Source organism: Streptomyces sp. NPDC088794 (assembly GCF_044750545.1).
Lineage (GTDB): Bacteria > Actinomycetota > Actinomycetes > Streptomycetales > Streptomycetaceae > Streptomyces.
The window spans coordinates 368,974-387,674 of the sequence record NZ_JBIVKB010000001.1 but is presented as its reverse complement, the minus strand read 5'-3'; the positions used below and the strand labels follow the sequence as shown (position 1 = coordinate 387,674).

Here is an 18,701-nt window from a genome sequence, read left to right as displayed (position 1 = left end):
CCGTACCGACTCCGCGCGCCCCGAAGCTGACTAGGGTTGATCACGTGACCGACAGCAGCGGACGGCCCCTCGCCGTGTTCGACGTGGACAACACCCTTGCCGATACGGCTCATCGGCAGCGCTTCCTGGACGGAGCCCGCGGGACTGGGACGCGTTCTTCACCGCGGCGCCGCACGATCCACCCATTCCGGAGGGTGTCGCGCTGGCGTTGACGAGCGCCGAGGAGTGCGAGGTCGTCTATCTGACCGGGCGGCCCGAGCGCTGCCGACGCGACACGCTCGCCTGGCTCGCCGCGCACGGGCTGCCCGAGGGGCGGGTCCACATGCGGCGCAACGACGACCGCAGGCCGGCTCGCCGCACCAAGCTGGAGGTGCTGCGCCGGCTCGCCCGCACCCGGGAGATCCGGGTGTTCGTGGACGACGACGAGTTGGTGTGCGAGGAGGCCCGGCGCGCCGGCTTCAGGGTCGTTCGCGCCCGCTGGACCGCCCCCTCCGACGCCCTGAACGCGGCGCAGGAGAAGGACGGGCGGACCTGAGCCGCACCAGGTTGACGGAGAGCGGCGTCAGTCCGACTCGTCCAGGCGGAAGCCGACCTTGAGGCCCACCTGCCAGTGCGCGATGTCCCCGTCCTCGATCTGGCCGCGCACCTGCGTCACCTCGAACCAGTCGAGGTTGCGCAGGGTCTGTGAGGCACGGCCGACGCCGTTGCGAATGGCCTGATCGATCCCCTCGTGCGAGGTCCCCACGATCTCGGTGACCCGGTAGGTGTGATTCGACATGCGGGTGCTCCTCTCCGTGCGTCCGTGATGAACGGAACGTCACGTGTGTCACGCGTCACTCCACCGTGCCCCAAGCTGCGGCGGAGCGCGAGACGTCCGGCCGGTCGAACCGATACCTCTTGACGTCCGCATTGGTCCATACCAAACTCCTGCACACCCGTACGAGCTCTGCGCTCGTCCCCCCATGTCGGGCCCGTTCCCCCTGTCCGCAGACAGTTGTCGCCAGACAGAACAGGACCCTCGTGAGACGCCGCAGCCTGCTCACCCTCGCCCCGCTCGGTCTCGTCAGCGCCTGCGGACTCGTGCCCGGTGGCGCGAGCGACCGGCGTTCCGTCCAGGTCTGGCTGATGAAGGACAGCGCCTCGACGGACTTCGTGCGCGACTTCACCGCCGAGTTCGAGCGCGCCCACGACAACCTCCGGCTCGACATCCGCATCCAGGAATGGACCGGCATCGGCGACAAGGTGCAGGCCGCGCTCGACAAGGACACCGGCGACGGACCCGACGTCATCGAGGTCGGCAACACCCAGGTCTCGCAGTACGTGGAGCGGGACCGGCTGCTCGACCTGACACTGGAGTCGAGGCTGCACTGGGGCAGCCGCGACTGGCTGCCCGGCCTCGCCGAGCCGGGGCAGTTCATCGGCCACCAGTACGGGATCCCCTGGTACGCCGCCAACCGCGTCGTCATCTACCGCAAGGACCTGTTCCGGCAGGCGGGCGTCAAGGCGCCGCCGCGCACCCGGGACGACTGGCTCGACCTCACCGAGCAACTCAACTCCGGTGGCAACCAGGGCATCTACCTCGCCGGACAGGACTGGTACACCCTGGCCGGCTTCATCTGGGAGGAGGGCGGCGAACTCGCGGACGACGGCGACGGCGGTGGCTGGCGGGGCACGCTGGACACCCCGGCGGCCCTGCGCGGGATGGACTTCTACCGGCGTCTTCAGGCGCTCGGCAAGGGGCCGGTCGGCGCCGACGAGGAACACCCCCCACAGGCGGGCGAGTTCGCCAAGGGCAAGGTCGCCCAGATCATCGCCGTCCCCGGGCTCGCCCGGACCGTGGTCCAGCAGAACCCGGAACTGGAGGGCAAGTTGGGCTTCTTCCCCGTCCCCGGCAGAACGGCCGGCCGGCCCGGCGCCGTCTTCACCGGCGGCTCCGACCTCGTCGTACCGAACAACACGCACGACCAGGACGGTGCCGTCGCCGTCGTCGCGGCCCTCGCCGGCGCGAAGTGGAACACCCGGCTGGCCGAGGCGATGAACTACGTGCCCAACAAGAAGTCCCTCGCCCAGGCCGTCGCCGACGAGCAGGGGGTCGCCGCCATGGCGGCCGGAGCCGCGCGAGGGCGGGCGACCCCCAGTACGGCTCAATGGGGTGCCGTGGAGGCGGACAACCCCATCAAGGCGTACATGACCAAGGTGCTCGGCGGGGCCGACCCGGCCACCGAGGCCAAGCGGGCGTCCCGGCAGATCACCGAGATGCTCAACGCCATCGACTGACCGACACTCGGACGACGGGGGCCGGCCGCTCAGCGCGCCGGGCTCAGCGGCGGCGACTCAGGTCGCCACGCTCAGCGACAGCGCGAAGCGGCCCTCGTCGTCCGTCCACCAGCGGGCCAACTCCAGCCCGGCCGCGGACAGTTCGGCACGCACACCCTCCTTCCGGAACTTCGCCGAGATCTCGGTGCGCAGCTCCTCGTCGACGCCGAAGTCGACGGCCAGGTCGAGCGCGGGGATCTTCACGGTCTGCTCGGTGCGCGAGCGCAGCCGCATCTCGATCCACTCGTTCTCGGCGTCCCACAGCGCGACATGGTCGAAGGCGTCGGGGTGGAAGTCGGCGTCCAGCTCGCGGTTGACCACGGTCAGGACGTTCTTGTTGAACGCGGCCGTCACCCCGGCCGCGTCGTCGTACGCCCGGACCAGCACGCCCTCGTCCTTGACCAGGTCCGTGCCGAGCAACAGCGCGTCACCGGGGGAGAGCAGCGAGCGGATCGAGGCGAGGAACACGGCCCGTTCGGCCGGGAGCAGATTGCCGATCGTGCCGCCGAGGAAGGCGACCAGCCGCGGGCCCGGCGCGTCCGGCAGCGTCAGCGAGGCGGTGAAGTCGGCGATCAGCGCGTGCACTTGGAGGTCCGGGCGCTCGGCGATCAGCGCCTGGCCTGCCTGGGTGAGCGCGCTCTCGCTGACGTCGACCGGGATGTACGTGTCGAGGCCGGTCAGCGCGTCCAGCAGGTAGCGCGTCTTCTCCGAGGAGCCGGAGCCGAGTTCGACGAGCGTGCGCGCCCCGGTCGCCTCCGCGATCTCCCCGGAGCGGGCGATCAGGATCTCCCGTTCGGCGCGGGTCGGGTAGTACTCGGGCAGTTCGGTGATCTGCTCGAACAGGTCGCTGCCGTGCGCGTCGTAGAACCACTTCGGCGGCAGCGTCTTGGGACTGCCGGTGAGGCCGCGCTGGACGTCGGCGCGCAGCGCGGCCTCGGTGGCGTCCTCGGGCAGGGTGCGGGTGAGAAGGAAGGGACTCACGAACGCGGCTCCTTCGACGGTGCGGGAGCCGGCGTCTCGTTCGGCTCCTTGAGGGGGGTGAGCAGCACCTCGGTGCGGCTCGCCGAGAGCAGGGTGCGGTCGGGGACCTCCTGCCACCGGGTGTCGTCGTCGTAGGGCTCGGACGCCACGACGACGCTGTGGCCGGGCCGGGCGAGGTACCAGAGGGTGTCGCCCCAGGCGGTCGCGGCGATGGTCGCGCCGTCGGTGAGCAGCAGGTTCAGCCGGGACCCCGGAGCCGCCGCGGCGATCTCCGGAACCGCGTCGGTCAGCGCCTGGCCCATGGAGTCGCCGCCGCGCAGCCGGGCGAGCACCAACTCCCATACGAGAGCGGAGTCGTTGCGCGCCTCGAGCGACAGCAGATCGACGGCCGGCAGGTTCCGCGCCAGCGGCGCGAGCGAACCCGGCCAGCCCTTGACGGCGCCGTTGTGGCTGAACAGCCAGGGCCCCGCGGTGAACGGCGCCGCCGCGGCCTCCCCGTCCGCACCCGGCACGGTCGCGTCCCGCACGGCGGCGAGCAGCGCCCCCGACCGGACCACCCGGGCCAGGTCGGCGAAGGACAGGTCGGCCCAGATGGGCCCGGCCCGTCGGTACCGGGCCGGCATCGGGTCCCCATCGGCGTACCAACCGACTCCGAAACCATCGGCGTTGACGGTCCCGTACCGCTGCCGGCGCGGCTCCCACGACTGCCGGTACAGGCTGTGCGCCGGCTCCACCAGCAGCCGGCCCAGCGGCTCCGGCGGCCCCACGTAGGCCAGATGACGGCACATCAGACGTCTCCTGTACGGGCCGTGCGGAACCCGGAGAAGATCTGCCGCCGGATCGGGTAGTCCCAGTTGCGGAACGTGCCCCGGCAGGCGACCTCGTCCACGGCGAACGAACCGCCCCGCAGCACCTTGTACTCCGGCCCGAAGAACACCTCCGAGTACTCCTTGTACGGGAACGCCACGAACCCCGGATACGGGGTCAGGTCGCTCGACGTCCACTCCCACACGTCGCCGATCAACTGCCGTACTCCGAGCGGCGACTCGCCCGCCGGATAGCTGCCCGCCGGGGCCGGGCGCAGATGCCGCTGGCCCAGGTTGGCGTGCTCGGGCGCCGGATCCGCGTCGCCCCACGGATAGCGCATGGTGCGTTCGCCCGCCGGATCGTAGCGGGCCGCCTTCTCCCACTCGGCCTCGGTGGGCAGCCGGCGCCCGGCCCAGCGGGCGTACGCGTCGGCCTCGTACCAACTCACGTGCAGCACCGGCTCGTTCGGCGGTACCACCTCGGTGACGCCGAAGCGGCGCCGCAGCCACTGCTTGCCGTCCCGGCGCCAGAACAGCGGGGCGTACACGGAGTTGCGGCGGATGTGCGCCCAGCCCTCGGGTGCCCACCAGCGCTCGGTGTCGTAGCCGCCGTCCTCGATGAACGCCTGGTAGGCGCCGTTGGTGACGGGGGTCGTGTCGATGTAGAAGGGCGCCACCTCGCGCCGGTGCGCGGGGCGTTCGTTGTCCAGCGCCCACGGCTCGTCGGAGGTGCCCATGGTGAACGGGCCACCGGGGACGAGGACTTCGGCCGGCCCGGTGAACAGCGGGACCGGGTCCGGGTCCGGGGCGGTGAGGGCCTGCGGGCCCGTGCGGAGCTGATGGGTGATCAGCATCGTCTCGTCGTGCTGCTGTTCGTGCTGCGCGACCATCCCGAAGGCGAAGCCCGCCTCCGTGAGCCGCGTGCCGTGGAAGTCGGCGCTCTCCAGCACGTCCATCACCCGCCCGCGCACCTCGGCCGCGTAGCTGCGGGCCTCGGCGGGCGGCAGCAGCGGCAGCGAGGGGCGTTCGGAGCGGGGATGCTCGAAGGCGTCGTACAGGCCGTCGATCTCGGGACGCATCGCCTCGCGCCCGGCGACGGCCCGCAGCAGCCACAGCTCCTCCTGGTTGCCGATGTGCGCCAGGTCCCACACCAGGGGCGACATCAGCGGCGAGTGCTGGGCGGTCAGGTCCGGGTCCTCCACGCAGCTGGTCAGCAGCGTGGTGCGCTCCCGGGCGGTGGTCAGGGTGGTGAGTGCCCGTTCCCGGAGCGACTCGGCATCGGGGGCGGGGTCGGTCATGTGCGGATGTCCTTCCCGAGGGCGCGGCTGTCCGTGCCGCGCAGGCGGTCGAGCAGGTCGTCGGCGGGGCAACGGCCCTGGACGACATAGCGGTTGAGATACGCGGCCACCGCGTCCGTGACGGAGGCTTCGGCGCCCAGTCGGGGCAGGGCCTCAAGGGCCGCCACGAAGCAGGTCACCGCCGCCTCCCGCAGCTCCGGGTCGGCCAGGCCGTACCGGGCCGCGTCCAGCCACAGCGGGTTGTGCGGCGCGGGCCGCCCCACGGCACGCTCGGCCAGCGGCTTCACCGTGCGGTAGGCGGTCTCGGCGGCCTCCGGGTCGTCGAAGAGCGCCGCGGTCACGGCGAGCGGCACGATCCAGCCGTCGTCGCCGGGCTGCGCGTCGATCATGCGCAGCTCCAGATGACCGCGCGGCCTGACCGGCGGGAACAGCGTCGAGATGTGGTAGTCGAGGTCCTCCCTGGTCGGCGGCCTCGGCGCCCCCGACCTGGTCCACTCCCGGAAGGTCAGCCCCTCCGGTACGTCCCACGGCCCCTCGCCCCGCCGTACGCACATCACCGGCGCGTCCAGGACGTGCCGGGCCCAGGACTCGCGCGGTTCGCCGTCCAGCGCGGGCCCGCCCGCACGGCCCGGGCCGATCTCCGTCCACACCAGTTGCCTCGTGGAGCGCCAGCCCGTGGGCCGGCGGGTGGCGAGCGGGGAGTTGGCGAAGGCGGCCACCAGGACCGCGCCCAGCTGGTGCGCCAGCCACCAGCGCCGCCCGAGACCGAGCGGTCCCGGCTCCTCGTGCCCGGCGTCCAGGCAGACCTGTACGGAGGCCGTGGTGCACATCATGGCGCGGCCCGCCGGGCCCGTACGGTCCAGGCAGGCCTCCATGGCGTCGTAGCGCGGCTCGTGCAGGAACCGGCGTGGAGAGTGCCATGGGTCCTGGCCGACGCCGACAAGGCCGAGATCGTGCTCGGCGAGAGCCGAGCGGACGGCGTCGAGGTCGGCGGAGACGGTGGCGATGCACTCCGTCAGCGAGGCGGCGGGCGGCGAGCTCAGTTCCAGCTGGCCGCCGGGCTCCACGGTGAGCGCCGACTTCAGGGGAACGGTCCGCAGCGAGGCGTAGGCCGCTTCGAGCCGTTCGGGTGTCACGGGGAGCTGCGGGATGCGCAGCTCGTGGACGAGCCATTCCACTTCGACCCCGATGGTGCGGGGCGGGCCGGTCTTGAAGCAGATGCCCCGTACCAGGGCCTCCACCTCGGCCTCGGTGACTGCGGAGCGGTTCTCCGTACAGTCACTCACCGAATCGGACATATCAGGATCCCTCCTGGAGATTCCACCATGCCACCACCCCGGCGGAGAGGCCCTCCGGGAGGCGGCGCTCGTCCCAGCCAAAACCCTCGCGTCGAATCGCACAAGGGTGCGTAGTGGCACGTTCCGGCTCGGTAATCTTTCCCTTCCGGCTGTTTGCTGAGGCTTTCCTGGGCGTTTGCGGGAACGGGAAAACTCCGTTGCGCAGCACCACCGGCATCACCGACGATTCGTCCATGAGTACGACGGGGGAACGCGCACGGCACGCGAGGATGGCGCCCACGGGGGTGGCGCCATGAGCGCGCGCCTGCGCGGTCTCGCCCAGCAGACCGAGCAGATCGTGGCGGCCGGTTCGTATCGGGCGTCCGACGGACGCGAGGTGTCCCTGGCCGCGCCGATCGAGGCGGCCCGGGCCGGCACGCGGATGTACGGGCCGGAGTCCATACGGGTGCCCCCGAGCGCGCCGGTCGACACCCACTTCGAGGTGACCGGCGAGAGCAGCCTGGAGGCCGCCCGCAGGCTCGGCGGCGACGCGGCCGTCCTGAACTTCGCCTCGGCCCGCAATCCGGGCGGCGGTTTCCTGAAGGGCGCCCAGGCGCAGGAGGAGGCCCTGTGCCGCGCCTCCGCGCTGTACACCTGCCTGCTTCAGGCCCGGGAGTTCTACGACCACCACCGCGCCGACCGCGACCCGTTCTACACGGACCGCGTCATCCACTCACCGGCCGTCCCCGTCTTCCGCGACGACCGCGGCAGTCTGCTGGACGAGCCGTACACGACGGACTTCCTGACCGCCGCGGCACCGAACGCGGGCGTCATCAAGCAGCGGGCACCCGAGCGGACCGCCGACCTGCCGGCCGCCCTCGCGACCCGCGCCGAGCGGGTCCTCGAGACGGCCGCCGCCCAGGGCTACCGGCGCCTGGTCCTCGGCGCCTGGGGCTGCGGGGTCTTCCAGAACGACCCGGCGCAGGTGGCGGGCGCCTTCCGCGCGCTGCTCGGCCCCGACGGCCGGTTCGCGGGGACCTTCCAGCACGTGGTGTTCGGAATCCTGGACCGCACACCGGGGCATGCGGTCCGAGCGGCGTTCGTACGGGCTTTTCCGGAGCGTCAGCTCCAGCTGTAGCCCTTGGGCGTCAGCTCCAGCCGTAGCGCTCCGCGAGACGGTTGCGTACGAGGTTGAACCGGCCGCGGTCCAGCGCGCAGGCCTCGCGGCGCATGCCCTGCTCGTGCAGGCGCAGCACCCGGTCGACGTCGACCCACGAGTCCCGTCCGGAGCTGTCCCACGGTCCGCTGCCGATCGCCACCCACTCGCGGTCGCCGTCGTGCCGCTTGCTGGAGAGCTGTACGGCCAGCAGCGTGCCGGCGGCCTCGCGGGCGACGACGAGCACGGGACGGTCCTTGCCGCGGCCGTCGTTCTCTTCGAAGGGCACCCAGGTCCAGACGATCTCCCCCGGGTCGGGGTCGCCGTCGTGCGCGGGGGCGTACTCGGTGCGGACGCGGCCCACCTTGCGGGCATCGGCCTCGGTGGTGGCGGTCGGGCCGGAACGGCCGGGGACGTTCTCATCGGTATGCGCAGTCACGGAGGCAGCGTAGAGGGGCCCTCCGTGAAGAGGGCCCCCGGGCACGCTGTCGGGATCACGATCGCGCCGCTCACCCGCCCCCGTTCCCCTGTGCCCCCTTATGCCTCCTTGTCCACCGGCACCTTCTGCGCCGGCGGTGTGGTGCCGCCGTTCAGGGCCGAAGTCCCGTTCGGGGCCTGCCCGTTCTGGTTCATCGTGGCGAGCAGCTGCCGGGCCAGACCGAGCCCGGTGCCGCCCATGGTGAGCGCCTTGGCGAGCATGTCGGCCAGGCCGTCCGCCCCGTTGAGGACGACCATGTTGTCGACGTTGCCGAAGGCGGACGCGCCCGCCCGCACGATCTCCGGCCAGTTCTCGGCGAGTTGCTGGGCGACCACGGCCTCCTGGTTCTCGGCGAGGGCCGCGGCCCGGGCCTTGATGGCCTCCGCCTTGGCGAGCCCCTTGGCCCTGGTGGCCTCGGCCGCCGCGAGACCCTTCGCCTGCACGGCGGCCGCCTCGGCCTCACCGGTCGCCCTGACCCGGGTCGCCTCGGCGGCGGCCGCCAGTTCCGTCTCCCTCGCCTTGGCCTCGGCCCCCGAGATCCGGGCGTCGCGCTCGCCCTCGGCGAGGGTGCGCTTCTCGTAGGCCTTCGCGTCCGCCGGCTTGCGGACGTCCACCTGGAGCTGCTGTTCCCGCCGCTGCGCCTCGAGTTCGGCGACCCGAGTCTCCTGGACCACGACCTGCTGCCGGGCCGCCGCGTCCGCGAGCGGACCGGCCTGCCGCGCCTCCGCCGCCGCCTTGTCCCGCTCGGCCTGGTAGCCGGCCTGGAGGATCTCGCTGTCGCGGGTGGCCTCCGCCATCCGCGCGAACGAGGCCTGCTCCGCCTCCGTGGCGCGCCGGTTCGCCTCCGCCTGCGCGATCCGCGCGTCCCGCTGCACGGCCGCCGCGTGCGGCATGGCCAGGTTCTTGATGTACCCGGTCGGGTCCTCGATCTCATGGATCTGCAACGAGTCCACGATCAGACCCAGCTTCTCCATCTCCGTACCGCAGGCGGCCCGGGTCTGCCCCGTGAGCTTGTCCCGGTCGCGGATCATGTCCTCGACCGTCAACCCGCCCACGATGGACCGGACATGACCGGCGAAGACGTTGTGCACCCGCTCCGACATCAACTTCTGCTGATCGAGGAAACGACGGCCCGCGTTGGCGATCGACACGAAGTCGTCGCCGACCTTGAAGATGACCACGCCCCGCACCTTGAGCGGAATGCCCTGGGAGGTCACGCAGTCCACGTGCAGTTCTGTCTCGTTCAGGTCGAGGGAGAGCTTGCGCACCGCTTGCACGCCGGGCAGCACCAGCGTGCCGCGCCCCGTGACGATGCGGAATCCCATGCCCGGCTCGAGGCCTTCGGTACGGTGTTTGGAGCCCGAGATGATGAGTGCCTCGTTCGGCTCCGCGACCCGCCACATCGACTTGAACAGACCGATAAGTACGAGGGCGGCGACAACCGCCACCCCCGCAACGACGCCGACAACCATCGGCAACGCCCCCTTTTGATGGTGCACTTGAAGCACCGAACGAAGGGAGTGTGCGCCTGTCCCGCGCAAGGGAGAAGACGACGGCCTTTCCTTGTTGCCATCTTGACGCGTAAGGCTCTCACCTGGGGCGGAGCACGCTCAACTGTCGTACGCGGCTGTTACGTAGACCGTCCTGGGCGGCAGATGCTCGACGACCATGACGACCGTGCCCTGCTCGATCCGGTCGGTCCCCGTGGCGGCGTACGCGAGGAAGTGCTCGGCCCCGCCGCGCACCCGGACGATCACCTCGCCGACGAGCCCGGGGCCCACCGTCCCGGTGACCCGCCCCATGAGCCCGACCAACGACACATCGTCCATGGTCACAGGGTACGGGCAGGCCACGGGGGACGGACCCGGCCACACGGAACGGCCCCAACTCGCCTATACGGCCGGGGAGTCCGTGTGCGCCTCCTGCGGCGGCCACGCCTCGTGCCAGCGCAGCTCCGCCTCCAGTTGCGCGGCGAGCGAGATCAACAGCGGCTCGGAACCCGCCGGTCCGAGCAACTGCGCACCGACGGGCAGGCCGCCCTCGACGAACCCGGCCGGGACGTTGACCCCGGGCCAGCCCAGCACGTTCCACGGCCACGCGTAGGGACAGGCGGCGATCATCGCGCGGTCCGTCGCGAATCCGCTCAGCGGCAGCATCGCGCCGACGCGCGGTGGGGGAGCGGCCGTGGTCGGCGCGAGGATCACGTCGTACGACCCGAAGAACCCGCCGATACGGCGGTGCTGGACCGTCTCCGCGCGCCGGGCCGCCCGCAGCGGTGCCCCGCCGAGCAGTCGGCCCAGCCGGGCGGCGTCGCGGGTGCGGCGGTCCAGGAGCGCGGGGTGCGGCGCCTCGCGGACGCGTTCGGCGAGGCCGACGGTGGCGCGGGGGAGGAAGGCGAGCCCGATCTGGCCGTACGGGGGGTCGGCCTCCTCGACGATGTGCCCCAACGCGCTGATGCGCTCGGCGAGTTGGAGCACCCGGGCGCGTACCTCCGGTCGGAGGCGGGCGGGCAGGGCGGTGAAGGGCGGCTTGAGGGAGAGCGCGATGCGCAGCCGCCCGGGTTCGCGTGCCGCGGCCTCGGAGGCGTTGATGGTCTCCGGCCGGTGCGGGTCGCGCGCGTGGTTGCCGCTCGCCGCGTCGAGCAGGAGGGCGGCGTCGGCGACCGTGCGGGCGAGTGTGCCGTTGACGGTGATGCCCTGGAAGGACTCGCCGCGCGGCCAGGTGGAGATGCGGCCGCGCTGCGGCTTGATGCCGACGAGGTGGGTCCAGGAGGCGGGGATCCGTACCGATCCGGCGCCGTCCGAGCCGAGCGCGGCGGGCACGAGACCGGCGGCGACGGCGGCGGCCGACCCGCCCGAGGAGCCGCCGGGGGAGTGCTCCGGGTGCCAGGGGTTGCGGGTCGCGCCGAACGCGGGCCCCTCGGTGAAGGGCCACTGCCCCAGCTCGCAGGTGTTGGTCTTGCCGATGACGATGGCCCCGGCCGCCCGCAACCGCCGTACGGCCTCACCGTCCTGGGCGGCCGGCGGGAACTCGCCCGCGCAGCCGAACGCGGTCGGCTCGCCGGCCACGTCCGTGTCGTCCTTGACGGCCACCGGCACACCGAGCAGCGGCTTGCGCACCCCTGCGGCCAACTCCTTGTCGGCGGCGTCGGCTTCGGCGAGCGCGGCCCGACTCCGCACGATCCGGAAGGCGTTGAGGGTCGGCTGTGTGGCCTCGATCCGGGCCAGCGCCTGTTCGACCAGTGTCCGGGCGGTCACCTCCCCGGCGGCCAGCGCACGGGCGGACTCGGCGAGGCCTGCGGAACGGTCGAGCGTCATGGGGGCACCTCCGGAAGCGCGGCGCGGTCTACCGAACAGTAACGTCCGACGCGGCGGGGTGGTGCGAGATGCGGTACGGGATGTCGAACGTCCTTTGTGACGGGCGGAGTTGAAGGTGCAACACAGGATTCACACAGAGGACATCCAGCCATGCTCAATCCATTGACGTGCACCTGCCCCACCCTTACCTTCTGACCGACTTACCGAACTGTGTTCGAAATAGCGGACATAAGGGAGCCGTCCATGTCGCACAGCCCCGCCACTCCCTCCCGCCGCACCCTGCTGCGCGCGATGGCCGCCCTGCCCGCCTCGGCGCTGGTCCTGGGCGAAGTCCCCGGTCTCCTCGGCACGGCCCTGGCCGCCGCCCCGGCGAGCGGTTCCGCGACGCGGTACACCATCGTGCCGTTCTTGAACAGCAACGACGGGACGGTGAACGTCTACCAGTCCGACGACGCCACCGACTTCCGGCTCCTGAAGGCCTCCGCCTACACGCCGCCCGGCAACAGGATCCGCGACGCGAGCGTCTTCAAGCACGCCGACGGCTACTACTACGTCACCTACACCACGCACACCTGGCAGGACGTCTCCACCACCATCGGCTTCGCGCGCAGCGCCGACCGGGCCAACTGGACGTTCCTGTACGACTACACGGTCCCGATCAGCGGCCTGTCCCGGGCATGGGCGCCGGAGTGGTTCGTCGACAGCGACGGCAGCGTGAACGTCATCGTGTCCTGCTCGCTCACCAGCGACGAGTGGATCTTCACGCCGTACCGGCTCAGGGCCACCAACTCGGCGCTCACGGGCTGGAGTTCACCGGTCGCGCTGTCCGGCATCGGCGCCAACCACATCGACACGTACATCGTGAAGGTCGGCTCGACCTACCACGCCTTCACCAAGAACGAGACGGCGAAGTACATCGAGTACGGCACGGCCGCCAGCCTCAACGGCCCCTACACGATCTCGAGGACCGGCGACTGGGCCGGCTGGGGCAGCTACCGCGAGGGCCCGTCGGTCATCCAACTCGACAACGGCGCCTGGCGGATCTTCTTCGACGGGTACGGCGACGGCACCTACTACTACAGCGACAGCTACGACACGTTCGCCACGTGGTCCGCCCCGAAGGCTCTCCCGTCCGTGTCCGGCACGGCCCGCCACTTCACGGTCATCAAGGAGACGGTCTCGGGCGGCCCGACCCTCGCCACGAACGTCTCCCGATCCCTCCAGTCCGCCAACTACACCACCCGCTACTGGCAGGAACAGTCCGCCCTGCTCAACCTCCCCGTGGTCACCGCCGCCGGCACCACCGCCGAAAAGCAGGCATCCACGTTCACGGTCGTCCCCGGCCTGGCGGACTCCAACGCCTTCTCCTTCCGGGACGCCGCCGGCAACTACCTCCGCCACTACGACTTCCGCGCCCGCTTCGACGCCAACGACGGCACATCGACGTTCGCCAAGGACGTCACATTCACAGCCCGCACGGGCACGTCATCGACCGCCGTCCGCTTCGAGTCGTACAACTACCCCGGGTACTACCTACGGCACTACAACTACCAACTACGCGTGGAACTGACGGACGGAACGGACCTGTTCAGGTCGGACAGCTCATTCGTGCCGGTGACCGCCTGGGCGTGAGCGAACACGCGGAAGGGATCACTCGGTGAGGGTGAGCGAGCGAAGGTCGGCGTCCAGTGCGCGGATCAACTCCCCGACCCGTCCGCCGCCGTCGGGCGCGGCCGGGAAGCGTTTGAGTACGTCGACGACGACCGGTGTCGCACGGCGTACCACCTGATCGAGGAACTCGGCGCCGGCCCGCTGATCGTCATCGGCGACGAGTTCGGCCGCTCTGGCCGCGTAGGCGCCGGCTCCGAGGATGTGCTTGACCTGGGTGGCCTTGGCCAGGGGATGCAGGTATGCGGCGCCCGCCGCGGACATGGCCGCCCATGCCGCCTCGCGGGCGGCCGCGGTCTGCGCGCTCTTGGCCGCCTTGAGGGCCGCCGACGCCGTGTCCCGCAGGGACTTGCCGCGTTCGCCGCCCCGAGCGAACTCCCACGCGGCACGGACAGCCTCTCGCGGGCGCGGGTCGTCCGGCTGATCGGTCTCGAAGACCTCGAGCACCGCTTCCGCACACGCCGCGGCGAACCCGGCGACCTCACGGAGATCCTGTCTGCTCAGAACGATCTCGCTCGTATCCCCTGCCATCGCTCCCTCTTCCATCCGGTCATTGTCGCCGAGCGGTCACCGCATCGAGGATCGCGGTCGTCGGGATCGCGCACTGCCGTCGCTCGTCCCACCGGTCCCTTCCGTGCACGGTCGAGGGCGCTGATCGGTGGATTCCCGCACCACCGAGCGTCTGCGCGGCCGCATCGGGGGCACACGCGGGTTCATCGGGTGCGGACGGCACCCGCCGAGGACCGCCGCGAGGCGCAGACCCGTGGGAGCCCCGATGCCGATCGCCACACCGGGAAGAGCCGCAGGAGCGACCGGGGACGGGGCCGGAGCGGTCCGGTCGGGCCGCTCGGGCCGGTCTCCCGTCCTGCCCCGTGGCACCGGCATCACCGCGGCCCGGATCGGGTCGCTGACCGTCTGCCAGGCCGTTCTGGTCGTGGGGTTGGGGCTCCTGATCACGGGCCCCGCCCGGCACGTGTGGCCGCTGACGGTCGAGGATCACGTCAACGAGGGGTTCGAGAGGATCCGTACGGGGCCGCTCACCTCGCTGTCCTACGTCGGCTCGGAGGCGGGCAACACCCTCACGGTCATTGCCGTCACCCTGGTCACCTGCGTGGCCCTGCTGCTCGTACCCCGGCTGCCGATGTGGCGGCAGGCGGTCTTTCTCGCCGTCGCCGTCTCGCTGCAGGCGCTGGTGTTCCTGGTCGTCACCGAGTCGGTGGACCGCACCCGCCCGGACGTGGACCGGCTCGACGCCTCGCCGCCGACGTCCAGTTACACCTCCGGCCACACCGGCGCGGCCACCGCGCTCTACGCCGGACTCGGGGTCCTCGTGCTGTCCCGGGTCCGCAGGCCGTGGCGGTGGCCGCTGGCCGGGCTGCTGTTCCTGGTGCCGCTGATCGTCGGCGTCTCCCGGCTCTACCGGGGCATGCACCATCCCACGGACGTGATCGGCGGCATGGCCAACGGCGCCCTGTCCCTGGCGATCGTCTGGCGGGCCCTGTTCACCGACGGGTCCGTGGCCGCCGTACCCTCGCCGCGCAGCGGGCACGTCGAGGCCGCCGCCGGTGTAGAGGAGTGCGCGCCCGGCAGTACCGCCGTGATCTTCAACCCGACGGTGACCGGTGAGGCCGACCGCGAGAAGCTGCGGCGGATCCTCGAACAACACGGCCACCGCGCACCGGAGTTCATCGAGACCACCGCCGAAGACCCCGGGACGGGACAGGCGGCCGGCGCCGTCCGTGACGGAGCGGCACTGGTCGTGGTGTGCGGCGGTGACGGCACCATCAGGGCGGCCGCCGACGCCCTGGCCGGCACCGGCGTACCGCTCGTCGTGGTGCCCTGCGGTACCGGCAACCTGCTGGCCCGCAACCTCGGCCTGCCGCTCGCCCCCGCGACCGCCCTCGACGCGGCGCTGTCCGGCACCCCGCACCGCCTCGACCTCGGCCGCATCGAGGGCGACGGACTCGCTCCCACCCACTTCGCGGCGATGTCCGGAGCCGGGCTCGACGCCGCGATGCTGGAACACACCGACGACCGCGCCAAGTCCGCCGTCGGCTGGCCCGCCTATGTCCTCGCCACCATCGGCACCCTGCGCACACCCCGGATGCGGCTGACGGTCCGGCTCGACGACGGGCCCGTCCTGCACCGCACGGCCCGGATGGTGCTCCTCGCCAACGTCGGGACCGTACAAGGCGGTTTGACCCTCGTCCCGGCGGCCCGCCCCGACGACGGACGGCTCGATCTGCTCATCCTCGACCCGCGCGGCCCCGGCGGCTGGATGCGCGCCGTCGGCATCCTGATGCGCGGGCACCGGCACACCCCAAGGCCCACGACCGTGGACACGCCCGCCCCCGACGGCACCGGCAAGAAGGGCGTACCGGTGGAGTTCTTCACCTTCCGCCGGGCCGAACTCGCCTTCGCCGCACCGCAGTCGAGAGAACTCGACGGCGACCCGGTCTCCCACGGCCGGCGTCTGTCCGCCGAGGTCAGGCCCGGCGCGCTCACCGTCCTGCTGCCCACCCGGGAGAAGTGAATGGGCACCGCCACCAAGGTCCCCGAGACCCGCGACATGAGCGGCGACGACCTCTCCGCCGACGAGGCGCTGACCTCGCTGCGCCGCTACGGCCGCTGGCCGCTCCTGCGCGACTCCTTCGTGCGGTTCCGCTACGCCGACGGCTTCAGCCACTCCCGGGCGCTCGCCCTGCAGACCGTGCTGTCGGTGATCCCGCTGGCCATCGCCTTCGTCGGGCTGTCCACCGCGCTGCACACGGAGAACATCGGCCGACTCGCCGAACTGACCATCCACCGGCTCGCGCAGGGACCCAGCGCCGACGTCGTCGACGACGCACTGGACCGCAGCCGGCACAGCGCGGGCGACGGCGACGAGATCGCCCTCTGGTTCGGCCTGCTCTTCTCCCTGGTCAACGTCACCACCGCGATGTGCCAGATCGAACGCGGCGCCAACCGGATCTACGGCAACGAACGCGACCGCCCCTTCCACCAGAAGTACCTGCGCGGCCTCGTGATGTCCCTCAGCGCCGGGATCCCGCTCGGGGTCGGGTTCATCGTGATGGTGGCCGGCGGTGACATCGCCGCAGCGGCGGTGACGGTGTACCACCTCGACGGCGGCGCGCGGACCCTCTGCGAGATCCTGCGCTGGCCCTTCGGCTTCCTGCTCGCCCTCTTCTCGGCCAGCGCGATCTTCCGCCGCTCGCCCCGGCGCCGCCAGCCCGGCTACACCTGGCTGGCCTTCGGCGCCGCCGTGTATCTCGTGCTGTGGATGGTCCTGACCTGGTTGCTGAGCCTGTACCTGGGCATCAGCGGATCGTTCGACACGATCTACGGGCCGCTCAGCGCCTTCATGTCGCTGCTGCTGTGGGCCTACCTGACCTCCATCGCCCTCTTCCTGGGGCTGTCGTTCGCCGCGCAGCTGGAGGCCTCGCGGGCGCGGCGGCCCGGTCCGATCTCGGCCGACCCGGGGGTGTGAGGGATGGTCCGCGCCACGGCCCGGCGCCTTCGTGACCTCCGTCGCCGCACGGCCGACCGGAGATTCGGCATCCACCTGCTCGGTTCGACCGCCGTCGCGGCCGTAGCGGCCGTCCCCTTCGGCCTGCTGCTCGTCCTCGTCGAGGGGCACTGGCAGCCGCTGCGCCGTCTCGACGCGGGCGCGGCACGGCGGTTGAACGAGACCGCCCTCCAGCACCCCGAGTGGACCGACACCCTGCGGTTCCTGTCCGACCGGGTGTGGGACCCGCTCACCCTGCGGGCGGTCGTCGCGCTGCTGACCGGCTGGCTGCTCTACCGCCGGGCCTGGCGCCTGGCCGCCTGGTCCGCGGTGACGGCCGTGGCCGGCGGACTGATCGGCCTGCTGGTCAAGACGGTGGTCGAACGGGCCAGACCGTCCCTGGAGGACCCGGTCGCGCGCGCTCCGGGGTTCTCCTTCCCCTCGGGGCACGCGATGACCGCGACCACCTCGTTCGCGATCCTGCTGCTGGTCCTGCTGCCGCTGGTGCCGCGTGCGCTGCGGCCGCTGTGCTGGTGCGTCGCGGTCGGGTCCGTGCTCGGCGTCGGTTTCACCCGGATCGCGCTCGGCGTGCACTGGTTCAGCGACGTCGTGGGCGGCTGGCTTCTCGGTCTCGCCGTCGTCGCCCTCACCACCTGGGCCTTCGAGGCCTGGCGCACCGACGCGGGGCGCGGACCTGCCGGGTTGACGGAGGGGCTGGAGCCCGAACTCACAGACGCCCACCCCGAATCGGGTCGCGATGGGTCCGCCGCACGGTGAGCACGGCGAAGTCGTCGTGCTGGGCCCCGTTGTCGGTGAACGCGCGGGCGTCCTCGTAGAGCGCCTGGGGCAGTTCGGTGGGGGAGAGGGCGAGGCGGCTCGTCACGCGCTCGTCGGCCGGGTAGAACGCGCCGTCGTGGTCGCGGGTCTCGGTGAGGCCGTCGGTGGTCAGGAGCAGGGTAGAGCCGGCCGGGAAGTCGAACCAGTGCACGGTGGTGGGTTCGTCGGACAGCTCGGCGAGACCGAGTGGGACACCGGGGTCCGTGTGCGGTGTGGAGACACCGCCGTCGTGCACCAACCAGGGAGGAACATGGCCGCAGTTGACGACCTGCGCCTCGGTCTCCGCGTCGACGCCGATGATGAGCGCGGTCACGAACCGTTCGTCGTCGCCGGTCTGTTCGGCGTACGTGTTGTGGCGGACGACCGCCGCGTCCAGGGCGTCGACGAGCGCGGTGAGCGTCGGCTCGCGGTAGGCCGCCTCGCGGAACGCCCCGATCACGGCGAACGCGGCGCCCACCGCGGCCAGTCCCTTGCCCTGCACGTCCCCGATCAGCACCCGCGTGCCCCACGGCGAGGCGACGACGTCGTAGATGTCGCCGCCGACGAGCCGGTCCTCCTGCACGGGTTCGTAGACGCCGTTGACCAGGACCTCGTCGGTGACGAGCGGAAGGGGGTGCAGGATGTGCCGCTGCATGGCCGCGGCGGTGGTGCGCAGGCGGAGCATCTCGTGCTCGCGCTTGATGCGCCGGTGGCAGGCGTAGACGGAGATCGCCCCCAGCGCGATGGTGAACAGCACCAGCAGGATCCCGTCCAGCCACCGTCCCCCGTTCTCCCGCCGCACCACCGTGGTGAGGGTGATGACGAGCGTGGTCCACGCGGCCACGAACTTCGTCTGCGCGACGGTGCACAGCGCCGACGCCGTGCTCGGCAGGAAGATCAGCAGACCGAGATGCCACACCGGGGAGCCGGACACCACACCGAGGAACTCCACCAGCAGCGTCACCGTCACCACGCCGACGAGCATCTCGACGTTGTCCGGGGCCTCGATGGCGTCGAGGGCTCCGTCGGATCTCTTTCGGCTTCGGCGGATTCCGGTCATGGGCGCTCCCGAGCAGATGGTGA

17 protein-coding genes and 1 pseudogene are annotated in these 18,701 nt (G+C 71.7%); 7 read left to right on the top strand and 11 right to left on the bottom strand.

Annotation, left to right across the window (positions count from 1 at the left end; translation table 11 throughout):
* The first annotated feature begins 44 nt into the window (after nucleotides 1–44).
* Nucleotides 45–535, top strand: a pseudogene (locus tag ACIP6U_RS01855) (hypothetical protein).
* Nucleotides 536–562: 27 nt separating this feature from the next.
* Here ACIP6U_RS01855 and ACIP6U_RS01850 read toward each other — a convergent pair.
* Nucleotides 563–778: a dodecin gene (locus ACIP6U_RS01850; RefSeq protein WP_123996504.1), complete on the bottom strand. Its 216-nt coding sequence runs from the start codon at nucleotides 776–778 to the stop codon at nucleotides 563–565.
* A gap of 242 nt (nucleotides 779–1,020) precedes the next feature.
* Between ACIP6U_RS01850 and ACIP6U_RS01845 the strand changes: the two genes are divergently transcribed.
* Nucleotides 1,021–2,277, top strand: coding sequence for an extracellular solute-binding protein (locus ACIP6U_RS01845; RefSeq protein ID WP_401711435.1), 1,257 nt, complete (start codon nucleotides 1,021–1,023; stop codon nucleotides 2,275–2,277).
* Between the two features lie 57 nt (nucleotides 2,278–2,334).
* Here the strand turns inward: ACIP6U_RS01845 and egtD are convergent, their stop codons facing one another.
* The 4 genes from egtD to egtA are packed head-to-tail and all read right to left on the bottom strand — an operon-like array spanning nucleotide 2,335 to nucleotide 6,699.
* On the bottom strand, nucleotides 2,335–3,297 hold the full coding sequence (egtD, locus tag ACIP6U_RS01840) for an L-histidine N(alpha)-methyltransferase (RefSeq protein ID WP_401711432.1): 963 nt from the start codon (nucleotides 3,295–3,297) through the stop codon (nucleotides 2,335–2,337).
* Nucleotides 3,294–4,085, bottom strand: coding sequence for an ergothioneine biosynthesis protein EgtC (egtC, locus tag ACIP6U_RS01835; RefSeq protein WP_401711430.1), 792 nt, complete (start codon nucleotides 4,083–4,085; stop codon nucleotides 3,294–3,296). The genes egtD and egtC overlap by 4 nt, the downstream gene beginning before the upstream one ends.
* The gene (egtB, locus tag ACIP6U_RS01830; protein ID WP_401711428.1) at nucleotides 4,085–5,401 is read right to left on the bottom strand and encodes an ergothioneine biosynthesis protein EgtB; all 1,317 of its coding nucleotides are present in this window, start codon (nucleotides 5,399–5,401) and stop codon (nucleotides 4,085–4,087) included. Before egtB ends, egtC begins: the two co-directional genes overlap by 1 nt.
* Nucleotides 5,398–6,699: an ergothioneine biosynthesis glutamate--cysteine ligase EgtA gene (egtA, locus tag ACIP6U_RS01825; protein ID WP_401711425.1), complete on the bottom strand. Its 1,302-nt coding sequence runs from the start codon at nucleotides 6,697–6,699 to the stop codon at nucleotides 5,398–5,400. Before egtA ends, egtB begins: the two co-directional genes overlap by 4 nt.
* A 292-nt stretch (nucleotides 6,700–6,991) precedes the next feature.
* On the opposite strand from egtA, the gene ACIP6U_RS01820 reads away from it, so the two are divergent.
* Nucleotides 6,992–7,816, top strand: coding sequence for a TIGR02452 family protein (locus ACIP6U_RS01820; protein WP_401711423.1), 825 nt, complete (start codon nucleotides 6,992–6,994; stop codon nucleotides 7,814–7,816).
* Between the two features lie 10 nt (nucleotides 7,817–7,826).
* Here ACIP6U_RS01820 and ACIP6U_RS01815 read toward each other — a convergent pair whose 3' ends face one another.
* The 4 genes from ACIP6U_RS01815 to ACIP6U_RS01800 form a co-directional block, all read right to left on the bottom strand.
* Nucleotides 7,827–8,273, bottom strand: coding sequence for a type II toxin-antitoxin system PemK/MazF family toxin (locus ACIP6U_RS01815; protein ID WP_401711420.1), 447 nt, complete (start codon nucleotides 8,271–8,273; stop codon nucleotides 7,827–7,829).
* A 98-nt stretch (nucleotides 8,274–8,371) separates the two neighbouring features.
* Complete coding sequence (locus ACIP6U_RS01810) at nucleotides 8,372–9,784, bottom strand: flotillin family protein (RefSeq protein ID WP_401711418.1); 1,413 nt, start codon at nucleotides 9,782–9,784, stop codon at nucleotides 8,372–8,374.
* A 138-nt stretch (nucleotides 9,785–9,922) separates the two neighbouring features.
* A complete protein-coding gene (locus ACIP6U_RS01805; RefSeq protein WP_401711415.1) occupies nucleotides 9,923–10,141 on the bottom strand; it encodes a hypothetical protein in 219 nt (72 codons plus the stop codon).
* Between the two features lie 63 nt (nucleotides 10,142–10,204).
* Entirely contained in the window at nucleotides 10,205–11,629 is a 1,425-nt protein-coding gene (locus ACIP6U_RS01800) for an amidase (protein ID WP_401711413.1), read from the bottom strand.
* Nucleotides 11,630–11,872: 243 nt separating this feature from the next.
* Here ACIP6U_RS01800 and ACIP6U_RS01795 point away from each other — a divergent pair, with 243 nt between their 5' ends.
* Nucleotides 11,873–13,261: a glycoside hydrolase family 43 protein gene (locus tag ACIP6U_RS01795; RefSeq protein ID WP_401711411.1), complete on the top strand. Its 1,389-nt coding sequence runs from the start codon at nucleotides 11,873–11,875 to the stop codon at nucleotides 13,259–13,261.
* Nucleotides 13,262–13,279: 18 nt separating this feature from the next.
* On the opposite strand, the gene ACIP6U_RS01790 is transcribed toward ACIP6U_RS01795, so the two are convergent.
* Nucleotides 13,280–13,828 carry a putative immunity protein gene (locus tag ACIP6U_RS01790; protein WP_401711408.1) on the bottom strand — a complete coding sequence of 183 codons (549 nt, stop codon included), beginning with the start codon at nucleotides 13,826–13,828 and terminating at the stop codon, nucleotides 13,280–13,282.
* A 244-nt stretch (nucleotides 13,829–14,072) separates the two neighbouring features.
* On the opposite strand from ACIP6U_RS01790, the gene ACIP6U_RS01785 reads away from it, so the two are divergent.
* The 3 genes from ACIP6U_RS01785 to ACIP6U_RS01775 are packed head-to-tail and all read left to right on the top strand — an operon-like array spanning nucleotide 14,073 to nucleotide 17,579.
* Nucleotides 14,073–15,830, top strand: a complete 1,758-nt coding sequence (locus ACIP6U_RS01785; RefSeq protein WP_401711405.1) for a diacylglycerol kinase family protein — start codon at nucleotides 14,073–14,075, stop codon at nucleotides 15,828–15,830.
* Nucleotides 15,831–16,784 (top strand): YihY/virulence factor BrkB family protein, encoded by a 954-nt coding sequence (locus ACIP6U_RS01780; RefSeq protein WP_401711402.1) that lies wholly within the window; start codon nucleotides 15,831–15,833, stop codon nucleotides 16,782–16,784.
* A 3-nt stretch (nucleotides 16,785–16,787) separates the two neighbouring features.
* The gene (locus ACIP6U_RS01775) at nucleotides 16,788–17,579 is read left to right on the top strand and encodes a phosphatase PAP2 family protein (protein WP_401711399.1); all 792 of its coding nucleotides are present in this window, start codon (nucleotides 16,788–16,790) and stop codon (nucleotides 17,577–17,579) included.
* Here the strand turns inward: ACIP6U_RS01775 and ACIP6U_RS01770 are convergent.
* Nucleotides 17,530–18,678 carry a PP2C family protein-serine/threonine phosphatase gene (locus tag ACIP6U_RS01770; RefSeq protein ID WP_401711396.1) on the bottom strand — a complete coding sequence of 383 codons (1,149 nt, stop codon included), beginning with the start codon at nucleotides 18,676–18,678 and terminating at the stop codon, nucleotides 17,530–17,532. The two genes, ACIP6U_RS01775 and ACIP6U_RS01770, sit on opposite strands and share 50 nt — an antisense overlap.
* Between the last annotated feature and the right edge of the window lie 23 nt (nucleotides 18,679–18,701).

Bases quoted from the DNA above. Each gene is read 5' to 3' on its own strand.
- ACIP6U_RS01850 (WP_123996504.1), bottom strand. From the start codon at position 778: ATGTCGAATCACACCTACCGGGTCACCGAGATCGTGGGGACCTCGCAC.
- egtC (WP_401711430.1), bottom strand. From the start codon at position 4,085: ATGTGCCGTCATCTGGCCTACGTGGGGCCGCCGGAGCCGCTGGGCCGG.
- egtB (WP_401711428.1), bottom strand. From the start codon at position 5,401: ATGACCGACCCCGCCCCCGATGCCGAGTCGCTCCGGGAACGGGCACTC.
- egtA (WP_401711425.1), bottom strand. From the start codon at position 6,699: ATGTCCGATTCGGTGAGTGACTGTACGGAGAACCGCTCCGCAGTCACC.
- ACIP6U_RS01820 (WP_401711423.1), top strand. From the start codon at position 6,992: ATGAGCGCGCGCCTGCGCGGTCTCGCCCAGCAGACCGAGCAGATCGTG.
- ACIP6U_RS01810 (WP_401711418.1), bottom strand. From the start codon at position 9,784: ATGGTTGTCGGCGTCGTTGCGGGGGTGGCGGTTGTCGCCGCCCTCGTA.
- ACIP6U_RS01805 (WP_401711415.1), bottom strand. From the start codon at position 10,141: ATGGACGATGTGTCGTTGGTCGGGCTCATGGGGCGGGTCACCGGGACG.
- ACIP6U_RS01800 (WP_401711413.1), bottom strand. From the start codon at position 11,629: ATGACGCTCGACCGTTCCGCAGGCCTCGCCGAGTCCGCCCGTGCGCTG.
- ACIP6U_RS01795 (WP_401711411.1), top strand. From the start codon at position 11,873: ATGTCGCACAGCCCCGCCACTCCCTCCCGCCGCACCCTGCTGCGCGCG.
- ACIP6U_RS01790 (WP_401711408.1), bottom strand. From the start codon at position 13,828: ATGGCAGGGGATACGAGCGAGATCGTTCTGAGCAGACAGGATCTCCGT.
- ACIP6U_RS01785 (WP_401711405.1), top strand. From the start codon at position 14,073: ATGCCGATCGCCACACCGGGAAGAGCCGCAGGAGCGACCGGGGACGGG.
- ACIP6U_RS01780 (WP_401711402.1), top strand. From the start codon at position 15,831: ATGGGCACCGCCACCAAGGTCCCCGAGACCCGCGACATGAGCGGCGAC.
- ACIP6U_RS01775 (WP_401711399.1), top strand. From the start codon at position 16,788: ATGGTCCGCGCCACGGCCCGGCGCCTTCGTGACCTCCGTCGCCGCACG.
- ACIP6U_RS01770 (WP_401711396.1), bottom strand. From the start codon at position 18,678: ATGACCGGAATCCGCCGAAGCCGAAAGAGATCCGACGGAGCCCTCGAC.